Genomic DNA, 18309 nt, shown 5'->3' on the forward strand with positions numbered 1-18309 from the left:
ATGATCAGGAATTCACGAAATTAACGAAAAAACAGACATTTCCGAGGGAAAATCATGGGAAAAATTATTGGTATTGACTTGGGTACGACTAACTCCTGCGTAGCAGTGATGGAAGGCGGCCAGCCAAAAGTAATCGAAAATGCAGAAGGTGCGCGTACTACGCCATCGATCATTGCTTACCAAGAAGATGGTGAAATTCTGGTGGGTGCTTCTGCGAAGCGTCAGGCAGTAACAAATCCGAAAAATACACTGTACGCAGTAAAGCGTCTGATCGGTCGTAAATTTGAAGAAAAAGAAGTGCAGAAAGACATCGGTCTGATGCCTTACTCGATCAGCAAAGCTGACAACGGTGATGCATGGGTTTCTGTGCGTGACAAAAAACTGGCTCCGCCGCAAATTTCCGCTGAAGTTTTGCGCAAAATGAAAAAAACTGCCGAAGACTATCTCGGCGAAGAAGTAACTGAAGCAGTGATTACCGTTCCAGCTTACTTCAATGATGCTCAGCGTCAGGCAACCAAAGATGCCGGTCGTATCGCTGGTCTTGAAGTGAAACGTATTATCAACGAGCCAACAGCAGCTGCACTGGCGTTTGGTCTGGATAAAAAAGAAAAAGGCGACCGCAAGATTGCGGTGTATGACCTCGGCGGCGGTACATTCGACGTCTCTATCATTGAGATCGCTGACGTTGATGGCGAAATGCAGTTCGAAGTGCTGTCTACTAATGGTGATACCTTCCTCGGTGGTGAAGATTTCGATCAGCGCATGATTGATTACATCATCGACGAATTCAAAAAAACCAACGGTCTGGATCTGTCCAAAGACCCTATCGCTCTGCAACGTATTAAAGCGTCTGCAGAACGTGCAAAAATTGAACTGTCCAGCTCGCAACAGACAGAAATCAATGAGCCATACATTGCAATGGCAAATGGCGTACCGACTCACCTGAACATGAAAATCACCCGTGCAAAACTGGAAGCACTGGTAGAAGAACTGATTCAGAAAACGATCGAGCCATGCCGTCTGGCAATCAAAGATGCTGGCATCAAAACATCGGATATCGATGACGTGATTCTGGTCGGTGGTATGACCCGTATGCCAAAAGTGCAGGACGCGGTAAAAGAATTCTTCGGCCGCGATCCGCGTAAAGACGTGAATCCGGATGAAGCAGTTGCGGTTGGTGCGGCGATTCAGGGTTCTGTTCTGTCCGGTGACCGTAAAGACGTGTTGCTGCTGGACGTGACTCCGTTGTCTCTGGGTATCGAAACCCTGGGCGGCGTGATGACAAAAATGATCCAGAAAAACACCACGATCCCGACTAAGTTCAGCCAGGTATTCTCTACTGCAGAAGACAATCAGCCTGCAGTAACGATCAAAGTGTTCCAGGGTGAACGTGAAATCGCTGCGCGTAACAAAGCGCTGGGTGAATTCAATCTGGAAGGTATTCCACCGGCACAACGCGGCACACCGCAAATCGAAGTGACTTTCGACATCGATGCTAACGGTATTCTGCACGTCGGCGCGAAAGATAAAGCAACCGGTAAAGAAAACAAGATCACCATCAAAGCAAACTCCGGTCTGTCTGAAGATGAAATCCAGCGCATGGTGAAAGACGCAGAACTGAACGCGGAAGAAGACAAGAAAGTCAAAGAACTGGCAGAGTCCCGCAATCAGGGTGATGCACTGGTTCACTCCACCCGTAAAGCGCTGGGTGAGCACGGTGACAAGCTGGAAGCCGGTGAAAAAGAGAAAATCGAAGCAGCGATCAAAGCGCTGGAAGATGTTCTGAAAAACGGCGAAAAAGCTGAGATCGATACGAAGATCGGTGAATTGTCGACTGCAGCGCAAAAACTCGGCGAAAAAATGTATGCCGATATGCAGGCGCAGGAACAAGCTGCAGCAGCAGGCGGCGCAGCCGGTGCGGATGCAAAAGCTAAAGACGATGATGTTGTTGACGCTGAGTTCAAAGAAGTCAAAGACAACAAATAATCGTTAAGTCTCAGGCTTAACGTATCTGCCGGGGCGCAGAGGTCGCAGAACTGAGTTCTGTGTACTCTGCGCCTCAGTTGTAAACGCAATTCAGGAACAGGCTGTTTTCCGCAGTGTCAGGACAGCAGCGATCACAAGGTTAATTGACATGGCAAAGCGTGATTTTTACGAAGTACTCGGACTGGGCAAAAATGCCTCCGATGACGAAATCAAAAAAGCTTACCGTAAGCTCGCCATGAAATACCATCCGGACCGTAATCCGGATAACAAGGCGGCGGAAGAAAAGTTTAAAGAAGTCAAAGAAGCCTACGAAATGCTTTCGGACCCGCAAAAACGCGAGGCCTATGACCGCTATGGTCATGCCGGCGTGGATCCGAACATGGGTGGCGGCGGTGCCGGTGCGGGCGGTTTTGCTGATGCATTCGGTGATATTTTTGGTGATATTTTCGGTGGCGGCCGTCGTGGGGGCGGCCCGCAGGTATATCGTGGCGCAGATTTGCGTTACAACCTGGAAATCACACTGGAGCAGGCTGCGAATGGCTATGAGACTACCATTCAGGTACCAAGCTGGGATGAGTGCGATACTTGTCACGGCTCCGGTGCAAAGCCGGGTACGTCACCGGTAACTTGTACCACTTGCGGTGGTCATGGTCAGGTTCGTGTTCAGCAGGGCTTCTTTGCGATTCAGCAAACCTGTCCGAAATGTCATGGCACAGGCAAAATTATCCCTGAGCCGTGCACAAGCTGCTCGGGCGTAGGTCGCATTAAACGTAAGAAGACACTGGAAGTGAAAGTGCCTGCCGGTATTGATGACGGTATGCGGATTCGCTCTTCCGGTAATGGCGAGCCCGGCGTGAATGGCGGGCCTCCGGGCGATCTGTATGTTGAAATCCACATTAAGCAGCATCAGGTATTCCAGCGCGAAGGCGATGACCTGCATTGCGAAATCCCGATTTCGTTTGCAACCGCTGCACTCGGTGGTGATGTGGAAGTACCGACACTCAGCGGCAAGGCATCGTTCACGATTCCTGAAGGTACGCAATCCGGTAAAACCTTCCGTTTGCGCGGTAAAGGTGTGAAGGGTGTGCGTTCCGGTTATGCCGGTGACCTGTTCTGCCATGTTGTGATTGAAACGCCGGTACGTCTGACAGAACGTCAGAAAGATTTGCTGCGTGAATTTGAACAGCTGACGGTGGAAGGCGGTTCAAAACACAATCCGCAAAGCAATTCGTGGATGGATAAAGTCAAAAAGTTTTTTGAATAAATCCCGCTGATGCCTGCAAAGGCTGCCCGGTAAAAAACGCAGATCTCTGATCTGCGTTTTTTATTTTGGTGATCATTTTTCTGCAGTCGTGTGTGCTAGAGGATACGCTCGGTTGTCAGACATGTATGTGGCTTGCATTTTCGGTTATGCTAAAGCGCCCGCGCTGGTAAGGATTTCAGTCAAGGGAGTGATAAATAATATAAAACAAGACGGAGACGATTATGTTTGGACAACGCAGTAAACAATGGATGCTTGCTTTGAGTCTGAGTCTGGGTTGCCTGATGAATGCCGGTGCAACCGAGGTAGCGGGTGTAAAGCTGGATGATGCGGTGCAGGTTGCCGGAAATGAGCTGAAGCTCAACGGTGCCGGTATTCGTTATAAAGCGATTTTTAAGGTCTACGTCGCTGCGTTGTATCTGAAAGAAAAAAAGAACACTGTGCCGGATGTGCTGGCTGCACAAGGGCCGCGCCGGGTTGCCATCACCATGCTGCGCGACCTGAGTAACGAAGATTTCGGTCGCGGCTTTATGCAAGGTATTCAGCAAAATACCGATAAGTCTGAGAAGCTGAAAATGACATCTCAGTTCATGCGTTTTGGTGAGCTGTTTGCATCGGTGCCGGAGCTGAAAAAAGGCGACACCATGATTGTTGACTGGATTCCTAATCAGGGCACGATCGTGATGCTGAATGGTAAGAAAATGGGAGAGCCTTATCCTGATCTGGCTTTCTATAACGCGATTCTGCGAATCTGGCTGGGTGAAAGTCCTGTTGATAAAGGCTTGAAAAAAGCCATGCTGGCAGAACAGGACGAACGTAGCGGCAATAACCGCTGATCTGCGCCGTATCAATATCACAGCCCGCCAGTGAGCGGGCTGCTTGCGTTTGTCCGTGCCTTTCGGCAGGCGGCAGGGTAAAATCTCGCCTGTTCAATCAACAGGCGACAAGATGACTGCACAGACAACCAATAAATTTACGCCGGAACAACTCTTTGAAAACAACCGGCGCTGGGCGGACGCTATCCGTCAGAAAGACCCGCATTTTTTCGAAACCCTGGCTTCCCAGCAAACCCCTGATTACTTATGGATAGGCTGCTCAGACAGCCGCGTTCCGGCCAATGAATTGCTTGGCATGCTGCCAGGTGAATTATTCGTACACCGGAATATCGCCAATGTGGTCGTACATTCTGACCTGAATTCCTTATCTGTATTGCAATTTGCAGTCGATGTGCTGAAAGTGCGCAATATTATTATCTGTGGTCACTACGGCTGCTCCGGTGTGCATGCTGCGATGATGAACCGTCGCGTCGGGCTGGCCGATAACTGGCTGCGCCATGTTCAGGATGTCCATCAGAAGCATGAACGCTATCTGGGCGAAATTGTGGATGACCGGGTACGCGGAGATCAGTTATGCGAACTGAACGTGATCGAGCAAGTGGTGAACGTATGTAAAACCACCATCATTCAGGATGCCTGGGATCGCGGACAGGAAGTGACTGTACACGGCTGGGTTTATGGCTTACAGGATGGCTTGCTGCAGCCACTCGGTATGACGGTGGATTCGAATGAAACACTGAGTCAGCATCTGGAAAGCAGCCTGACACGCTATCAGCCAGTGGCACAAAAAGCCACCGCGTAAATGGTTTGAAATAGCTAATCAGACGAAAAACAAAAGCCGGCATTTGCCGGCTTTTGTGTTTTCAGTGGCCCGTCAGCGGCATTTTCGCAGTCATGCCAGAATGCAGCCTGTTGACAGCAAACAGCTTATCCTCATGAGCTATTCACTGGTCTGGTTAAAACGTGATTTGAGGTGGCAGGATCACGCCGCTATGTCGGCCGCTGCCCGTAACGGCCCCTTCGCCTGCTTATATGTGATTGAGCCCGGCTTGTGGCAACAGCCGGACATGGCCGCGTCGCACTATCACTTTATCGTCGAAAGCCTGCGGTCTTTGTACGCAGCATTGCGTGCAATGGGCGGACAATTGCTGATTTTGCATGGCGACATCATCAGCGTTCTGAACGCACTCTATGATCATTCGCCATTCCATACGATGCATTCACACGAAGAAACCGGTAATGGCTGGACTTATGAACGCGATCGTCAGGTCGCGGTCTGGTGTCGTGAAAAAAATGTGCAATGGCAGGAGCACCGCCAGTTCGGTGTGGTACGCGGCTTGCGAGACAGAAACCGCTGGCAAACTGCATGGGAAACTGAAATGGCGAAACCTTTGCAGACATTGCCGGAGTCATTGCAATGGCAGAAGCTGCCGTTTGATGTACAGGTGCCAGCTGCGGCGGCGCTCGGTTTGCATCAGGCCGATCCGCCGTCACGGCAACCCGGTGGTCGTCAGCAGGGATTGCAAGCATTGAACACTTTTGCGGAGGAGCGCTGTATGCAGTATCGCGGCGGCATTTCTTCTCCCTTGTCTGCGCCGACGGCCTGTTCCCGCATATCTCCATATCTGAGTTATGGCTGCATCAGCATGCGTGAAACAGTGCAAAGCGTACGTCGTCTACTACTAAAGCTGCCCGAGCAGGAAAGCCGCCAGCGCGGAGGGTTGCAGGCATTTCAAAGTCGCTTGTACTGGCACTGTCATTTCATACAAAAGCTGGAGAGCGAGCCGGAAATCGAATTTCAGCCCATGCACCGTGGTTACACCGGTTTGCGTGAAGATGGCTGGAACCCATTGCATTTTCAATTGCTGACGGAAGGCCGTACCGGCTGGCCGCTGGTGGATGCCTGTGTGGCGATGCTGCGCGAAACCGGCTGGCTGAATTTTCGTATGCGCGCGATGCTGGTCTCCGTTGCGGCTTATCCTTTATGGCTGCACTGGCGCGATGTCGGTTGCTGGCTGGCGACACAGTTTGTGGATTACGAGCCGGGTATTCACTGGAGTCAGATGCAGATGCAATCCGGTACGACCGGTATGAATGTTCCGCGTATTTACAATCCGCTGAAACAGGCACGCGATCATGATCCGCATGGGCGCTTCGTACGTCGGTGGCTTCCTGCAATGCGTAAAGTGCCGGATTCATGGTTGTTTGAGCCCTGGAAAATGCCGCCGGTGATGCAGCAGCAACTCGGCTTCACACTGGGACAGGAATTGCCGCAGCCACCCGTGGAGCTCGAGCAGGCGACACGTCTTGCAAAACAGCGCTTATTTGCAGTCCGCGGACAGCCGGAAGTCCGTGCCGCAAAAGCAGCGGTTATTGAGAAACACGGCTCCCGTGTCAGTCGTACAGACAAACCTAAACGTAAGCCCCGTCAGACTTTACCGGAAGTCGTGCAAGCTTCTTTATTTGAATAAGAAAACCGTTTTACTGAAATATTAAAAAACATATTCATACTATGAAGATGCGGAAAAAATCAGAATTACCGACCAAAGTCTGTGTCAGTTGCGGACTGCCGTTCAGCTGGCGAAAAAAATGGGAGCGTGACTGGGAACAAGTGCGGTATTGCTCGGAACGTTGCCGTCGTCAGGGCGCAAACGGGAAGGAGGGCGTATGACAGCATTGCTGTGGTTTCGTCAGGATTTGCGACTGCATGACCATGCTGTACTGACGCAGGCGTTGCAACAGAATGGTGATTTACTGCCGGTCTTCTTCTGGCCGGAGAATTCGGAAACGCGCTGGGGCCATGCCCGTTACAGCGATTTACGTTTGCACTGGCTCGCACAAAATGTGCAGGCTTTACAGCAAGCCCTGCGTGCAAAAGGCAGCGATTTACTGGTGTTGCACGGAAAACAGGAATCATTGATTCCTGAGCTGTGCGCTACGCTGCAAATCCGGGCGGTATGGACGGAAGACTTACCCGCGCCCGAAGAGGAGCAGCAGCTTGCGGCATTGCAGCCTGTGTTACAACAACAGGGAGTAACGCTGAACACGGTCTGGCACAGTAGCTTGCTGTTGCCGCATCAGTTGCCGTTTGATGTACAGGATTTACCACCGGTGTTCACCCATTTTCGTCAGCAACTGGAAAATGCGTCGGTTCGGGAGGCGGAATGCTTGCCTGCGCCTTTGCAATTGCCGCCATTACCGGATGGCATCGCAGCATGGCAGGCGCGTTCTGTCATTCCGGATATTCCTGTCAGTCCTGAGATCGCCGGGCGCCAACAGTACAGCTCTTTTCCTTTGACACATCCACACTGGCAGGGCGGTGAAGCAGTGGCGCTGCAGCATCTGAATCGCTATGCGCAAAAAGGTCTAACCCATACCTATGAAACCACGCGTAACGCTTTGCAGGGGCTGGATTTTTCGAGCAAATGGTCACCGTGGCTGGCTTGCGGCAGTTTATCGCCACGGCGTGCGATGCAAATGATCCGCGAAGCAGAGCAGCAGTCCGGCGAAAACAAAAGCACTTACTGGCACTGGTTTGAATTGCTATGGCGGGATTACTTCCGGTTTTTACACAGGCAATACGGCAGTCTTTTGTATCGTAAGCAAGGTCTGTCAAATATTTATCACGGGCCGGAGCAGCATGATGCAGTGCAGTGGCAGCGCTGGACCAGCGGTAACACCGGTTGTGATCTGGTCGATGCCGGTATGCGGGAACTGCGGCTGACCGGTTATTTATCAAACCGTATGCGGCAAATTGTGGCCAGTTACTGGCTGAATGAAATGCAGGGTGACTGGCGCGCCGGTGCGGCCTGGTTTGAAGCGCAATTGCTGGATTTTGATGTATTCAGCAATCAGGGTAACTGGTTATACATTTCCGGTCATGGCACCGATCCGCGCGGCGGGCGGCATTTTGATATTCGCCGTCAGATTAAACAATATGACAGCGAAGGCAACTATCGCCGTTGCTGGGGGACTGCAGTATGAGTGAAACCATACGCCATTTAAGACTGGTTCTCGGAGACCAGCTGAATCCCGAACATCCGTGGTTTCAGACGCCGGACCCGGAAGTGCTGATCGTGATGATGGAAGTTCGTCAGGAAACCGACTACGTACTGCACCACGCGCAGAAAATCATCGCGATTTTTGCCGGAATGCGGAGACTGGCACAGCAACTGTCCGCTCGCCGGCATAAAGTCCGGTATTTCAAAATCAGCGACAGCGCAAATCAGCACAGCATTGCCGCCAATCTGCAGCAATTGTGTCAGCAATACCGGATAGAAAAATTCAGTTATCAGTTGCCCGATGAATGGCGGCTGGATCAGCAATTGCATCAGATTGCAGCGGACTTTGAGAAAGCGGGCATACAAACCAGTGCAGACGACAGCGCGCATTTTCTGAGTGCGCGCGATGATGCGCAACGCTTGTTCAGTCAGCGGCAGCGCTGGCTGATGGAAAGCTTTTATCGCCAGATGCGGGTCAGACATCAGGTGCTGATGGATGGCAATCAGCCTGTCGGCGCGCAATGGAATTTCGATCACGATAACCGTGAAGCCTGGCGCGGTACACCGGCAGAACCGCAGGATCAGCGGCCAGTGCATGATCACCGTTTGTTGTGGGAAGAAATTCAGGCGGCGGGTGTGAAGAGTTTCGGCGAGCCATCGGCACAGCGGTTTCGCTGGCCGCTGGATCGCGACGAAGCCTTGCAGCAACTGGACTTTTTTATCCGCGAAGTGCTGCCGTACTTCGGACGTTTTCAGGATGCAATGCACAGCGCTGCACCACGCTTATTCCACTCCTTACTCTCGTTTGCGCTGAATGTGAAAATGCTGCACCCGCTGGAAGTGGTGCGCGCAGCCGAACAAGCCTTCCAAAACGGCGCGGTGCCACTGGCATCGGCGGAAGGATTTATCCGGCAGATTCTGGGCTGGCGCGAATACGTGCGCGGCATCTACTGGGCTGCCATGCCGGATTACGCGCAACAGAATGCCTTACAACACGCGCAATCGCTGCCGCCGTGGTTCTGGAATGGACAAACCGGTATGCGCTGCCTTTCGCAATCGATACAGGCTTCCTTGCAGCATGCTCACGCGCATCACATTCAGCGCCTGATGGTGATCGGCAATTTTGCCTTGCTGGCCGGGCTGGATCCGCAGGAATTACATCAGTGGTATCTGGGGATTTATATCGATGCATTTGAATGGGTGGAATTGCCGAACACGCTGGGGATGAGCCAGTTTGCTGATGGTGGTTTGCTGGCGACGAAGCCATATGTATCGACATCCGCTTATATCCACAAAATGAGCGATTACTGCAAAGGCTGCGCTTATGACCGCAAGCAGAAAACCGGTGAAAAAGCCTGCCCGTTTAATGCCATGTACTGGGATTTCTTTTTACGTCACCGCGAACAGTTTGCGCGTAATCCGCGCCTCGGCATGATTTATCCGCAGCTGGCGAAAATGAAAGAAGAAGATAAAACCGCGCTGCAGTTACGTGCCGCGTGGTGCCGCAGCCATCTCGATCAACTCTGAAAACCCTGAAGGAAAACATCATATACGCTGAACAAAAAACGCGTGCGCTGGTGATCGGCGGTTCCGGTGCCATCGGCAGCGCCATCGCCGCGCAATTGCGTGATGAGCAGATACAGGTTGTGACATTGTCGCGTAACAGCACGCCGGTGCTGGATCTCCTTGATGAAAACAGTGTGCAGCAGGCGGCACAGGCCTTGCGTGATCAGGCTCCGTATCAACTGATTATTCATGCCGCCGGTGTTTTGCATACACCCGAAGCAATGCCGGAGAAGAAACTCGGCGATCTGCACCTGGCGCAATTGCAGCAAACCTTTGCGGTCAATACTTTCGGCCCCGCACTGGTATTGCGCTATTTCCATCCGCTGCTGGATAAACAGCAGGGCAGAATGGCGTTTTTGTCGGCGAAGGTTGGCAGCATCGGCGATAACCGGCTCGGTGGCTGGTACAGTTACCGCGCCTCAAAAGCCGCGCTGAACATGCTGATCAAAACGGCGGCGATTGAAGTGCAGCGCACTTGTCCGCAACAAGTGTTGCTGGCCTTGCATCCGGGCACAGTGCAATCGGCGCTGTCCGCACCATTCAAAGGTGGCCACGCCGCCCGCGCACCGGAAATCGCTGCGGCGGAACTGTTATCCGTGATCCGCGCCAAAACACCGGCGGATAGCGGCGGATTTTTCAGCTACGACGGACAGGCATTGCCGTGGTGATGATGTGATCGTTGTGCAGACATCGTCATCTGCACTTTCGCAAAGCCCTGACTTTCTGCTGGCGACAGCCATATCGCTGTGCCGGAATCTGCATTTGCGTCGAATTACCGCTTTGCAAGCCTTTACATAGTCAAGGAGAGGCTGGTTTGCCGGTGCGCGTTACGTCGGGGGCCACTTCCCAGTGAAGCAGTTCCTCGTCGACGGTACCTTTCACTCGGAATGGCTCGTTAAATTCCAGATCAATGTGGCGCTTTGATGGCAAGCTGATACCTTGCTGTCCGACCGCATAGGATGTCAGTGCGGAGATCACCAGTTTGGCTGGGCCGGTCATATAAAATTTATTTTGAAGAATTGCGCCCGTATCCGGATCGACCCAGATCTGAAACTGAAACTTATCCTTTCCTTCCGTATTGGAACCTTCAAAAAGGATGGTATTTTTTTCACCGAGCATGACGTTATCGGTTCTCTTCGGTGCTTGTTCGCTGGCAAAGAATTTACGCAATGCAGGTTTACTTTTTTCATCAAACCGGAAAGGTTTTTTGTTTGTCGCGGAAGCAGGTTCAACGCTGATCGTCTGGTAATACGCCTGACCGTTCTTCCAGCCCCCCAATGCCAGTTGAATGACGGTATGCCGGGTTTCTTCATTCATTTCAAAGTGAATGGTTTCACGTATATCTTTCGCAGCGTAGCTCTCCGAAGTGTTGAACTGCTCGGTGACCTTACTCCACAATGCGTCGTGTTCTGTCGCCATACTGACAGCCGGAATAATGCTCAGCATGGCTGCGAGTAACAGGCGTCGTACTGGTTTCATATGTCTTCCCTGGGATGAGTTGTTATATTTTTAAAGCGAAAAGCCATCCTAATTTAAATAAATGCCGGCTGGAAATATGAATATTGCATGTTGTGCCTGTAAAGCAACACAGACGGCAGTGCGATCGCAGGCTGAATACGGATTGCCAGTTTACGGAGAAGCAGGTTTGGCGCTGGTGCCGGCTGAGGCGGGGCGGGCTTCCCACTGGCTCAGTGCTTCATCGAAGCTGCCTTTGGCTTTTTTAAACGGGATATGGATTTCAAACGCGGTTTGCCTTTGTGCGGGGAAACTCATGCCGTCGGGGCCGGGGCGGTAACTGGTGCTGATGCTGGCTTCAAACGCCATCGGCATTCTGGCCTGCATTTTCAGTTGCAGGATTTTGCCGGTGGACGGTTCTGCCCATAATTGCAGGCTGACTTTCTGCAGCGAACCTTCATCCAGCTCAAACAGCGTGGCGTTCTGTTCACCGAGTCTGACGTTATCGCTGCGTTTGGGTTGTGCAGTCGTGCTGAATACCTGCCGGTAAGCGTCTTTCAGCATCGCATCCATATTCATCGGCTTTTTCTTTTCTTTGGGTGCTGGATCGATGCTGACAATTTCGTACTCCGGCGTATTGTCTTTCCAGCCGCTGAGCTGCAAACGCACCACGCTGTGACGGGTTTCCTGATCTTTTTCGACGGTAATGTTCTGACGTATTTCTTTGGCGGCGTAGTTGTCCGCAGCTTTGTATTGCTGCACGACTTTTTCCCACAAAGGATCAGGCTGGGCGGCCAGTGTGATGCCGTGTACGGCACCCAGTAAGCTCAGGCAAAGATAGCGGCGTTTCAGGTTCATACGGGTCTCCGGTGGTCAGCTTTCGCGTTGATGGATATGCCATGCTAATCCGTTTTTTGCGCAGCAACCTTGCTTTGTCCGCCGGGCAGCGTATTCCGGTGACTGAAGTGCAACAGGCTGCTACCCGGGCTGTAAATTATGCGGATATCGTCAAACCTGATTTACGGAGAGCCGGACTTTCTGCCGACGACCGCCGTATGCCTGTGCGAAAGTCCGCATTTGAGGCAAAAAATGACGGTAGGAGGGTGGTTTTAGCCTTCAGCCGGGATGTTCACAACACCAGACGATAGCCAACGCCGGTTTCGGTAATGAAATGCACAGGTTGCGCCGGTTCGTCTTCCAGCTTCTGGCGCAGGTTCGCCATGTAAATACGCAGATAATGTCCGTTTTCCAGATTGCCCGGCCCCCAGACTTCTTTCAGCAATTGCTGATGCGTCAGTACCTTGCCGGGATGGCGGCACAGGGTGCTCAGTAAACGGTACTCAATCGGGCTCAGATGTACTGCTTCGCCTTTGCGCATGATGGTGCGCAGGCTGAAATCAATCTGAATCTCACCGATACAAAACAGCGATTCCTGCTGCGCGGTTTCCGGCTGGCGGCGGCGTAAATGTGCGCGTATGCGTGCCATCAGTTCTGCCACGCCGAAGGGCTTGGTCAGGAAGTCATCTGCACCGGCATCCAGCGCTGCGACTTTTTCACTTTCTTGTGTGCGGGCTGATAAAACGATCACGGGAATGCTGCTCCAGCTGCGCAGTTCGCGGATCAGCTGCACACCATCCATATCCGGCAATCCGAGATCAGCGATGACCAGATCCGGCTTGCGGGTGGCACACTGTATCAAACCCTGTTTCGCGGTTTCACTTTCAAACACGCTCATGCCTTCTGCTTCCAGTGCAGTAGTCAGGAAACGGCGGATTTGTTTTTCATCTTCAATCAGGATGATGTTCAGGCGTGATTCACTCATGTTCGTACTCTTCTTCAGCTGACGGCGGCAGCGGCGGATGTTCACCCAGCGGCAGCGTGATGGTCAGACAGGCGCCGCCCTCAGCGCGGTTTTCAGCCCGGATGCTGCCGTGATGAACGCGCATGATAGTCTCACAAATCGCCAGTCCCAGTCCAACGCCGGGGCTGGCAGCTTCCGGATTGCCGCGGGTGAATTTTTCAAAAATATCGACACCAGCCGGTAAGCCGGGGCCGTTATCGCAAACGCTGATCAGCATTGCGCCGTCATCCGCTGTTGCCCGCAACTGAATTTCGCCATGACCGTAGCGCGCTGCGTTTTCCAGCAGATTGCACAAGACCCGTTCGATTAAGACAGCATCCAGTTCCACCAGCGGCAGATCCGGTGCCAGCTGTGTGGATATCTGACAGGATTTCAGTGCCTGTGCGCTGGCACGCAAGGCGCTGCCGATGACTTCTTCCACCGGCTGCCATTGTTTTTGCAGCGTGACTTTTCCGGATTGCAGGCGCGCCATTTCCAGCAGATTCACCACCAGTCCGTTCATGCGCAGCGATTCTTCCAGCAAGGCTTTGTTCAGCTCATCGCGTTGCGTTGCCGCCAGATCCTGTTGCAGCGTACTGGCCAGACCCACAATCGCCGTCAGCGGTGTACGCAAATCATGTGATACCGCGGATAACAGCGAATTGCGTAAGCGTTCGGCTTCCATGCTGACCACCGCATCCTGCGCGACTTCCACATAATGCACCCGCTCCAGTGCCAGCGCGATTTGTGCTGCAAAGGTATCCAGCAGTAATTGCTGATCCGGCGGGAATGGAAGCCCGTTCTGCAGCGGTGCAATCGCCAGTACGCCACGGGTGCGCATCGGCGCGCGCAGCGGTACGTACAGCGCTGATGCAGAGGGCAGCGTATCGGTGCCCAGTCCGGCGGCCTGATGATGGCTGTACACCCATTGCGCAACGCTGAGATCCGGTTCCGGCAGTAAGGCATCATGCGCCGCAGTCGTGCTGATTACCGGTTGCCGCAGCACATCCTGACTATCCGGCAGCAGAATCGCAATGCGGGCCTGAAACACCGGCGTCAGGTGTTCCAGCGCGATCTCAATAATCTGTTCATACATCAGCGCACCGGACAAAGCTTTGCTGGTTGTGTACAAGGCACTGGTACGCCGTTCACGGTAATGCGCCGTCAGCGTTTGCGCGCGCAGGGTGGCGGTCAGCTGACTGATGATCAGCGACACCGCCAGCATCACAAAAAAAGTCAGTAAATACTGGCTGTCAGAGACGTTGAAAGAAAATCGCGGTGGTACAAAGAAGAAGTCAAAACTGGCAACACTGAGAAAACAGCCGAACACCGCAGCATTACGACCGAGTTTCACCGAGATCAGTACGACCGCCAGCAGATACAGCATGACCACATTTGCCAGATCAAAAAAATGTGTCAGCACACCGGACAAAGCCGTGATGGCAGTGCAGGCGAGCGCTGCCCAGCCAAAACCGGCAAACGAGCCTGTTCCTGTTTCCGCATTCAGCCAGCGTTGCACGCCGGCGGTTTCGGGCGCGGAAACTGATTCAGCTGCCTCGGCATGAATCAGAATAATATCCAGGTGATGATCGCGTTTACTGAGAGCATCTGCCAGCGCAGGGCGGCCAAACTGTCTTACCCGTTGCAGCCAGTGCCGGTGTTCTCTGGGAATGACCAGCCGCGATACATTGCGGCTGTGGGCATAGGCCAGCACCAGTCCGGCAATATCTTCACCCGCCAGCGTGGTGGTTTCTGCGCCCAGCTCTGCTGCCAGTTTCATGGCTTTGCGCTGGGCTTCGCTGCTGCTGTCAGAGGCTGCGTTTTCTTCTGTTTCGATAAACACAGCAATCCAGTCAGCCCGTAAACCGCTGGCCAGCCTGCCAGCGCTGCGTACCAGTTTCAGCGCCGCTGCACCTGGCGGTACACACAGCATCAATCGTTCTTTTGCCTGCCATACCTGCTGTATGGATTTGTCTGCGCGGTAGTCGCGCATTGCCACATCGACCTGATCGGCAGTGCGGCGTAATGCCAGCTCACGCAGCGCAATCAGATTTCCTTTGCGGAAAAAATGTCTGGCGGCGCGCTGTGCCTGCTGTTCCAGATAAACCTTACCTTCTTGCAAACGGCGCAGCAATTCATCCGGTGGAATATCGACCAGCATGATTTCATCGGCCATATCAAAGATACGGTCGGGTACGGTTTCCCATACCCGTATGCCGGTGATTTGTCCGACGATGTCATTCAGGGTTTCCAGATGCTGTACATTGACCGTGGTGTACACGCTGATACCTGCGCTCAGTAATTCTTCCACATCCTGCCAGCGCTTACTGTGGCGCGATCCGGCAATATTGCTGTGTGCCAGTTCATCCATCAGTATCAGCGCCGGTTTGCGCTGCAGCGCGGCATCCAGATCAAATTCATACAGCGTCTTATCTTTGTAAGAAATTGCCCGTGGTGGCAGGACTTCCAGGCCGTCAGCCAGTTGCTGCGTTTCTTTCCGTCCGTGGGTTTCGATCACACCTGTGACGATGTCGCGGCCCTTTTCCCGTTCAGCATGGGCTGCGCGCAGCATTGCGCAGGTTTTGCCAACGCCAGCACAGGCACCGAAGAAAATCTTCAGGTGTCCGCGTGCGGCGCGTTCTTCCTCGCGCTGCAGTTTGCCGAGCAGGGTATCGGGATCGGGGCGGGCGACATTCATGGTTTCAGACTATCCAGTGCAAGATTCAGTTTCAATACGTTAACACGTTCTTCGCCAAAGATGCCGAACTGCGGTGCTTCCGTGTATTGCGTGACCAGCTGACGAACTTGTTTTGCCTGCAGACCGCGTGCTTTCGCCACGCGCTGCAACTGATATTCTGCTGCAGCAGGGCTGATATGCGGGTCCAGTCCGCTGGCGGAAGCGGTGACCAGATCGACTGGCACCGGCGCTGTGTTTTCGAGATCAGCCTCACGCAAGGCTTTGATTCTTTCTTCCACCGCCGTTTTCAGTGCCGGATTGGTCGGGCCCAGATTTGAACCGCCGGATGCCAGACCATTGTAAGCAAACGGAGCGGTAGCAGAAGGGCGGCCCCAGAAATAACGTGGCTGGCTGAACTGCTGGCCGATCAGTTCAGAACCTTTGATCTGACCGGACTGCCTGATCAGGCTTCCGTTGACCTGATCAGGAAATGCTGCCTGACCGATGCCGGTTACAGCCAGCGGATACAGGATGCCGGTGATGGCGGACAGCAGTACAAAACTTGTCAGCGCAGGGCGTAAGATTTGCATGAAATTTCTCCTCAGATCAGACCGAAGACGGTCAGTACAATATCAATCAGTTTGATGCCGATAAATGGCACAACCAGTCCGCCCAAGCCGTAAATCAGTAAGTTACGGCGCAATAACACGGCTGCTCCCAGCGCACGGTAGCGCACTCCCTGTAGGGCCAGCGGAATCAGAAAAATAATAATCAGGGCATTGAAAATCACAGCCGACATCATGGCGCTGGCAGGGCTGCTTAAGTGCATCAGGTTCAGCGCATTCAGTTGCGGATAAGTGCTTGCAAACGCAGCCGGAATGATTGCAAAGTATTTCGCAACATCATTTGCAATACTGAAGGTGGTCAGTGCGCCGCGTGTCATCAGCATCTGCTTGCCGATTTCCACAATTTCGATCAGCTTGGTCGGATTCGAATCCAGATCCACCATATTGCCTGCTTCTTTGGCCGCCTGAGTACCGCTGTTCATCGCAACGGCGACATCCGCTTGCGCCAGCGCCGGTGCATCATTGGTGCCGTCGCCGGTCATTGCGACCAGTTTGCCTTCAGCCTGATGCTGGCGTATCAGCCGCAGTTTATCTTCCGGTGTCGCTTCGGCCAGAAAATCATCAACACCGGCTTCGGCTGCGATGGCGGCAGCAGTCAAACGGTTGTCACCGGTAATCATGATGGTTTTGATGCCCATGCGGCGCAGTTCTGCAAAGCGTTCGCGTATGCCGCCCTTTACGATATCTTTCAGCTCAATCACGCCCATCACGGTCTGATCATCAATCACCACCAGCGGCGTGCTGCCCTGACGTGCAATCTGATCCACAGTTTCGGAAATGGCGGGCGGCAGCGCTTGTCCCGACTCATTCAGATAACGACGGATGGCATCGGCAGAACCTTTGCGGATGCGGCGAACTGTATTGCCGGAATGCAGATCCACGCCGCTCATTCTTGTCTGCGCGGTGAAAGGAATAAATTCTGCCTGCAGTTTTTCCATGTCACGTTCGCGCAGGGCAAAGCGTTGCTTGGCCAGAACCACAATACTGCGGCCTTCCGGTGTTTCATCTGCCAGCGAAGATAATTGCGCAGCGTCAGCCAGTTGCGCTTCGGAGATGCCGGGTGCGGCATAAAACGCGGCTGCCTGGCGGTTACCCAGCGTAATCGTGCCGGTTTTATCGAGCAACAACACATCCACATCACCGGCAGCTTCCACCGCACGCCCGGATGTGGCAATCACATTCGCCTGCATCATACGGCTCATACCGGCAACACCAATCGCCGACAGCAAACCGCCGATGGTGGTAGGAATCAGACAAACCAGCAGAGCGACCAGTACCGTGATTGTGACCGTGCTTCCGCCGCCCGCGGCTTCGGTGCTGAAGGCTGAAAACGGAAATAATGTTGCTGTTGCCATCAGAAACACCAGTGTCAGTGCAACCAGCAGAATTGTCAGTGCGATTTCATTCGGCGTTTTCTGCCGTTTTGCACCTTCCACCATCGCAATCATACGGTCCAGAAAGGCTTCACCCGGATTGACACTGATACGGATGATCAGCCAGTCTGATAAAACCCTTGTACCACCGGTAACGGCACTGAAATCACCGCCGGATTCACGAATCACCGGTGCAGACTCTCCGGTAATCGCAGATTCATCAACGGACGCAACACCTTCGATGACGTCACCGTCGGCAGGAATCACATCACCCGCCTCAACCAGCACGATATCGCCCTTGCGCAGCGAAGATCCGTTGACCAGAATCTGCGTGGCATTACGTGCAGCTGTATTCAGTTTTCTTGCGCGTACATCCTGCTTTGCGCTGCGCAATGATTCTGCCTGTGCTTTGCTGCGGCCTTCTGCCAGTGCTTCGGCAAAATTGGCAAACAGAACAGTGAACCATAACCACAGACAAGTCGCCAGAATGAAACCAGCAGGTGCTTCGCCTTCGCCAGTCAGCGCCTGAACTGCAAGCGCGGTGGTCAGAATACTGCCGGCATAAACGACAAACATGACCGGATTTTTTAATTGTGTTTTCGGATTCAGTTTGCGGAATGCCCCCGCAATGGCGGGCATCAGCAATTGCTTACTGAACAAAGATAATTGATGTTGATGATTCATTTGG

Annotated in this window: 15 protein-coding genes; 9 read left to right on the forward strand and 6 right to left on the reverse strand. The window is 53.1% G+C overall.

What is annotated here, in order from left to right; all coding sequences use genetic code 11:
* Positions 1 to 54: 54 nt before the first annotated feature.
* The 9 genes from dnaK (at position 55) to KDM89_RS03080 (ending at position 10318) form a co-directional block, all read left to right on the forward strand.
* Entirely contained in the window at positions 55 to 1986 is a 1932-nt protein-coding gene (dnaK, locus tag KDM89_RS03040) for a molecular chaperone DnaK (RefSeq protein WP_212686442.1), read from the forward strand.
* A 148-nt stretch (positions 1987 to 2134) separates the two neighbouring features.
* Positions 2135 to 3250 (forward strand): molecular chaperone DnaJ, encoded by a 1116-nt coding sequence (gene dnaJ / locus KDM89_RS03045; protein ID WP_212686443.1) that lies wholly within the window; start codon positions 2135 to 2137, stop codon positions 3248 to 3250.
* Between the two features lie 221 nt (positions 3251 to 3471).
* Positions 3472 to 4083, forward strand: a complete 612-nt coding sequence (locus KDM89_RS03050) for a chalcone isomerase family protein (protein ID WP_212686444.1) — start codon at positions 3472 to 3474, stop codon at positions 4081 to 4083.
* Between the two features lie 112 nt (positions 4084 to 4195).
* A complete protein-coding gene (gene can / locus KDM89_RS03055) occupies positions 4196 to 4885 on the forward strand; it encodes a carbonate dehydratase (protein ID WP_212686445.1) in 690 nt (229 codons plus the stop codon).
* A 133-nt stretch (positions 4886 to 5018) separates the two neighbouring features.
* Positions 5019 to 6554 (forward strand): cryptochrome/deoxyribodipyrimidine photo-lyase family protein, encoded by a 1536-nt coding sequence (locus KDM89_RS03060; RefSeq protein WP_212686446.1) that lies wholly within the window; start codon positions 5019 to 5021, stop codon positions 6552 to 6554.
* Positions 6555 to 6601: 47 nt separating this feature from the next.
* Positions 6602 to 6754: a DUF2256 domain-containing protein gene (locus KDM89_RS03065; protein ID WP_329604603.1), complete on the forward strand. Its 153-nt coding sequence runs from the start codon at positions 6602 to 6604 to the stop codon at positions 6752 to 6754.
* The gene (locus KDM89_RS03070; RefSeq protein WP_212686448.1) at positions 6751 to 8067 is read left to right on the forward strand and encodes a DASH family cryptochrome; all 1317 of its coding nucleotides are present in this window, start codon (positions 6751 to 6753) and stop codon (positions 8065 to 8067) included. The genes KDM89_RS03065 and KDM89_RS03070 overlap by 4 nt, the downstream gene beginning before the upstream one ends.
* Positions 8064 to 9611, forward strand: a complete 1548-nt coding sequence (locus tag KDM89_RS03075; protein ID WP_212686449.1) for a cryptochrome/photolyase family protein — start codon at positions 8064 to 8066, stop codon at positions 9609 to 9611. Before KDM89_RS03070 ends, KDM89_RS03075 begins: the two co-directional genes overlap by 4 nt.
* Positions 9584 to 10318 carry an SDR family NAD(P)-dependent oxidoreductase gene (locus KDM89_RS03080; protein WP_329604604.1) on the forward strand — a complete coding sequence of 245 codons (735 nt, stop codon included), beginning with the start codon at positions 9584 to 9586 and terminating at the stop codon, positions 10316 to 10318. Before KDM89_RS03075 ends, KDM89_RS03080 begins: the two co-directional genes overlap by 28 nt.
* 130 nt (positions 10319 to 10448) lie before the next feature.
* Here the strand turns inward: KDM89_RS03080 and KDM89_RS03085 are convergent, their stop codons facing one another.
* The 6 genes from KDM89_RS03085 to kdpB form a co-directional block, all read right to left on the reverse strand.
* Complete coding sequence (locus tag KDM89_RS03085; protein WP_212686450.1) at positions 10449 to 11129, reverse strand: hypothetical protein; 681 nt, start codon at positions 11127 to 11129, stop codon at positions 10449 to 10451.
* Between the two features lie 150 nt (positions 11130 to 11279).
* Complete coding sequence (locus KDM89_RS03090) at positions 11280 to 11963, reverse strand: hypothetical protein (RefSeq protein WP_212686451.1); 684 nt, start codon at positions 11961 to 11963, stop codon at positions 11280 to 11282.
* A gap of 271 nt (positions 11964 to 12234) precedes the next feature.
* Positions 12235 to 12927 carry a two-component system response regulator KdpE gene (gene kdpE / locus KDM89_RS03095; RefSeq protein ID WP_212686452.1) on the reverse strand — a complete coding sequence of 231 codons (693 nt, stop codon included), beginning with the start codon at positions 12925 to 12927 and terminating at the stop codon, positions 12235 to 12237.
* Complete coding sequence (locus tag KDM89_RS03100) at positions 12920 to 15643, reverse strand: sensor histidine kinase (protein ID WP_212686453.1); 2724 nt, start codon at positions 15641 to 15643, stop codon at positions 12920 to 12922. Before KDM89_RS03100 ends, kdpE begins: the two co-directional genes overlap by 8 nt.
* Entirely contained in the window at positions 15640 to 16212 is a 573-nt protein-coding gene (gene kdpC / locus KDM89_RS03105; protein ID WP_212686454.1) for a potassium-transporting ATPase subunit KdpC, read from the reverse strand. The genes KDM89_RS03100 and kdpC overlap by 4 nt, the downstream gene beginning before the upstream one ends.
* Before the next feature lie 11 nt (positions 16213 to 16223).
* On the reverse strand, positions 16224 to 18305 hold the full coding sequence (gene kdpB / locus KDM89_RS03110) for a potassium-transporting ATPase subunit KdpB (protein ID WP_212686455.1): 2082 nt from the start codon (positions 18303 to 18305) through the stop codon (positions 16224 to 16226).
* Positions 18306 to 18309 lie beyond the last annotated feature (4 nt).

The organism is Cognatundibacterium luofuense (assembly GCF_018139685.1).
GTDB classification, from domain to species: domain Bacteria; phylum Pseudomonadota; class Gammaproteobacteria; order Burkholderiales; family Burkholderiaceae_D; genus Undibacterium; species Undibacterium luofuense.

Coding starts and splice junctions, on each gene's coding strand:
- dnaK (WP_212686442.1), top strand. CDS start 55: ATGGGAAAAATTATTGGTATTGACTTGGGTACGACTAACTCCTGCGTA.
- dnaJ (WP_212686443.1), top strand. CDS start 2,135: ATGGCAAAGCGTGATTTTTACGAAGTACTCGGACTGGGCAAAAATGCC.
- KDM89_RS03050 (WP_212686444.1), top strand. CDS start 3,472: ATGTTTGGACAACGCAGTAAACAATGGATGCTTGCTTTGAGTCTGAGT.
- can (WP_212686445.1), top strand. CDS start 4,196: ATGACTGCACAGACAACCAATAAATTTACGCCGGAACAACTCTTTGAA.
- KDM89_RS03060 (WP_212686446.1), top strand. CDS start 5,019: ATGAGCTATTCACTGGTCTGGTTAAAACGTGATTTGAGGTGGCAGGAT.
- KDM89_RS03065 (WP_329604603.1), top strand. CDS start 6,602: ATGCGGAAAAAATCAGAATTACCGACCAAAGTCTGTGTCAGTTGCGGA.
- KDM89_RS03070 (WP_212686448.1), top strand. CDS start 6,751: ATGACAGCATTGCTGTGGTTTCGTCAGGATTTGCGACTGCATGACCAT.
- KDM89_RS03075 (WP_212686449.1), top strand. CDS start 8,064: ATGAGTGAAACCATACGCCATTTAAGACTGGTTCTCGGAGACCAGCTG.
- KDM89_RS03085 (WP_212686450.1), bottom strand. CDS start 11,129: ATGAAACCAGTACGACGCCTGTTACTCGCAGCCATGCTGAGCATTATT.
- KDM89_RS03090 (WP_212686451.1), bottom strand. CDS start 11,963: ATGAACCTGAAACGCCGCTATCTTTGCCTGAGCTTACTGGGTGCCGTA.
- kdpE (WP_212686452.1), bottom strand. CDS start 12,927: ATGAGTGAATCACGCCTGAACATCATCCTGATTGAAGATGAAAAACAA.
- KDM89_RS03100 (WP_212686453.1), bottom strand. CDS start 15,643: ATGAATGTCGCCCGCCCCGATCCCGATACCCTGCTCGGCAAACTGCAG.
- kdpC (WP_212686454.1), bottom strand. CDS start 16,212: ATGCAAATCTTACGCCCTGCGCTGACAAGTTTTGTACTGCTGTCCGCC.
- kdpB (WP_212686455.1), bottom strand. CDS start 18,305: ATGAATCATCAACATCAATTATCTTTGTTCAGTAAGCAATTGCTGATG.